General features: G+C 28.7%; 4 protein-coding genes. All 4 read left to right on the top strand.

Annotation, left to right across the window (positions count from 1 at the left end; translation table 11 throughout):
- On the top strand, window positions 1–325 hold a 325-nt coding region (locus tag KKC53_00490; GenBank protein ID MBU2597652.1), incomplete at its 5' end, for a glycosyltransferase.
- 44 nt (window positions 326–369) lie between these two features.
- Window positions 370–825, top strand: a complete 456-nt coding sequence (locus tag KKC53_00485) for a dTDP-4-dehydrorhamnose 3,5-epimerase family protein (protein ID MBU2597651.1) — start codon at window positions 370–372, stop codon at window positions 823–825.
- Between the two features lie 42 nt (window positions 826–867).
- Window positions 868–1,878 (top strand): dTDP-glucose 4,6-dehydratase, encoded by a 1,011-nt coding sequence (rfbB, locus tag KKC53_00480; protein MBU2597650.1) that lies wholly within the window; start codon window positions 868–870, stop codon window positions 1,876–1,878.
- A gap of 42 nt (window positions 1,879–1,920) precedes the next feature.
- Window positions 1,921–2,757 carry a dTDP-4-dehydrorhamnose reductase gene (gene rfbD / locus KKC53_00475; GenBank protein MBU2597649.1) on the top strand — a complete coding sequence of 279 codons (837 nt, stop codon included), beginning with the start codon at window positions 1,921–1,923 and terminating at the stop codon, window positions 2,755–2,757.
- Window positions 2,758–2,906: the final 149 nt, after the last annotated feature.

Genomic DNA, 2,906 nt, shown 5'->3' with positions numbered 1-2,906 from the left:
TAAACTGTTAGATTTGTATGCTAATTGTCTTTGTGTATTTTTTGCACCATTGGATGAGGATTATGGATTTATAACAATTGAAGCATTTAATTCTGGGAAACCAGTGATAACCTTACTTGATTCAGGTGGTGTTTTAGAGTTTGTTAAACATGAAAAGAATGGATTTGTTTTAAATGAGAATCCGGAGGAAATAGCAAATGTGTTTGATTATTTATATAAAAATAAGGATATAGCAAAGAAGTTAGGTTTAGAAGGAAAAAAAAATGTTGAATTCATAACATGGGATTATGTAATTACTAATCTATTAAGTACAATTGAGAAATAATTATTTTTATTTTAAAACAATTTAAGAAATATGAAGGGAGTTCAATGATTGAGGGAGTTAGAGTTAAGAAATTAAAAGTTATTCCTGATGAAAGGGGATTTTTAATTGAGTTACTAAGGAGTGATGAAGAAGAATTCAAGAAGTTTGGACAGGTTTATTTGACAACTTGTTATCCAGGTGTAGTGAAGGGTTGGCATTATCATAAAGAACAATGGGATAACTTCATATGTATTAAGGGAATGGCTAAGGTAATTCTATTTGATGGTCGAGAAAATTCTCCAACATATAAAGAAGTTAATGAATTTTTTATAGGTGAACAAAATTATTCAAGAATAACTATTCCACCCATGGTAATACATGGATTCAAAGGTGTAAGCAAGGATATGACATATATAATAAATTGTCCAGACAAACTCTATAATTATGATGAGCCAGATGAATATCGTATTCCTTATGACTCTGATGAAATTCCATACGATTGGGAAATTAAAATGGGATAAAAAGATTAATTTTTTTGATATAAAACAATTAGGAGGATTGGCTTGAAAAAAATATTAATAACTGGAGGGGCAGGTTTTATTGGTAGTAATTTTATAAGATATATGCTCAAGAAGCATAGAGATTATAAAATAATTAATCTTGACAAACTAACTTATGCTGGAAATTTGGATAATTTAAAAGATATAGAAGATAGTCCATATTATAGATTTATTCATGGAGATATATGTGATGTAAATTTAGTCAACGATATTGTGAAAAATAATGTAGATATCATTATAAATTTTGCTGCAGAAACTCATGTTGATAGATCAATTGAAGACCCTTCAGAGTTTATGAGAACTGATTTCCAAGGTGTCTATGTTTTATTGGAAGCAGCAAGAAAATATAATATTTCTAAGTTTATACAGATATCAACAGATGAGGTATATGGAACTGCTTATGAAGGGTTTTTTAAAGAGGAAGATAACTTAAAGCCAAGAAATCCTTATTCAGTGGGCAAACTTGCTGGGGAAAGGTTAGCATATTCATATTTTGCCACTCATAATGTTCCTGTGGTTATTACTCGTGCCTCTAATAATTTTGGACCATATCAGTATCCGGAAAAATTTATCCCACTTTTTATTACAAATGCATTAGAAAAGAAACCATTACCATTATATGGAGATGGAAGCCAGATTAGAGATTGGATTTATGTTATCGACCACTGCAAGGCAATAGATATGCTTTTAGAAAAAGGGGAAGTAGGGGAGGTTTATAATATTGCTACTGGAAATCTGATTCAGAACATAGAGATTGCGAAAAGAATTGTTAATATTTTAGATATTCCAGAATCTATGATAAAAAGTGTTACTGATAGACCAGGTCATGATATAAGATATGCATTAGATTTTAACAAAATTCAAAGATTGGGATGGAAACCATCTAGGGATTTCGAAAATAATTTTGAAGATACTGTTAAATGGTATATTAATAATAGATCATGGTGGAAAAAGATAAAGAATTCTAAGGAATATAAAAGATATTATGAAAAACAATATCCTGAGATAATTTAATAATAATGATTTAATTATAAACAATTTATGGAGTAAATAACATTGAAGATACTGATAACTGGAAGTAAAGGACAATTAGGCTCAGAGCTTGTTGAACTACTTTCAAAAGATAATGAAGTTTATGGTTTTGGTCATGAAGAATTAGATATAACAGATAAGAATTGCGTAATAGAGATAATATCTAAAATAGTCCCAGATATTATCATTCACAGCGCAGCATTTACAAATGTGGATGGATGCGAAAGTAATATAAAAACTGCTTTTGATGTGAATATAATAGGTACTGGGAATGTTGCAATGGCATCTAAAAAAAATAAAAGTAAAATGGTTTATATCAGTACTGATTATATATTTGACGGTAAGAAAAATTCACCTTATCTTGAATCTGATATTCCAAATCCAGTTAGTATTTATGGTATTTCCAAATATGGGGGAGAGCTAGTAGGTAAACATTTTTTAGACAATTTTTTTATTGTTAGAACATCCTGGCTTTATGGAAAAAGAGGGAAAAATTTTGTTAATACAATACTGGATATTGCAAAGGATAAAAAAGAGCTGAGAGTAATAAATGACCAAGTTGGTTCTCCAACATATGTTCCTGATTTAGCAAAAGCTATCTCTGCTCTAATTTCAACAAAATATTATGGAATATATCACATTACAAATAGTGGGGAATGCTCCTGGTATGAATTTACAAAAAAAATATTGAAATATGCAGAAATAAAAGATGTTAAAGTAATCCCAATTTCAACAGAAGAATTAAATAGACCAGCACCAAGACCAAAATATTCAGTTTTAGCAAATCTTAATTTAGAAAAGAGAGGGATACATAAGATGAGAAATTGGGATTTAGCATTAAAAGATTTCTTTAAAAAATAAGTTTATGGAAAAAATCTATAATATATTATCAAAATTAACAGAGAAGATATTAGGGAGAAAATTTGCAAAAGAAATAGTTTTACTATTTATTGCAATTAATATAGTTAATTTTTCAAATTATATTTATACATTAATAATGGCGAGAATGT

It is taken from the genome of Actinomycetota bacterium (assembly GCA_018830725.1).
Classification (GTDB): Bacteria; Actinomycetota; Humimicrobiia; order JAHJRV01; family JAHJRV01; genus JAHJRV01.
Note: the sequence above shows the minus strand (reverse complement) of the source record. Positions and strands in the feature narration are given on the sequence as shown.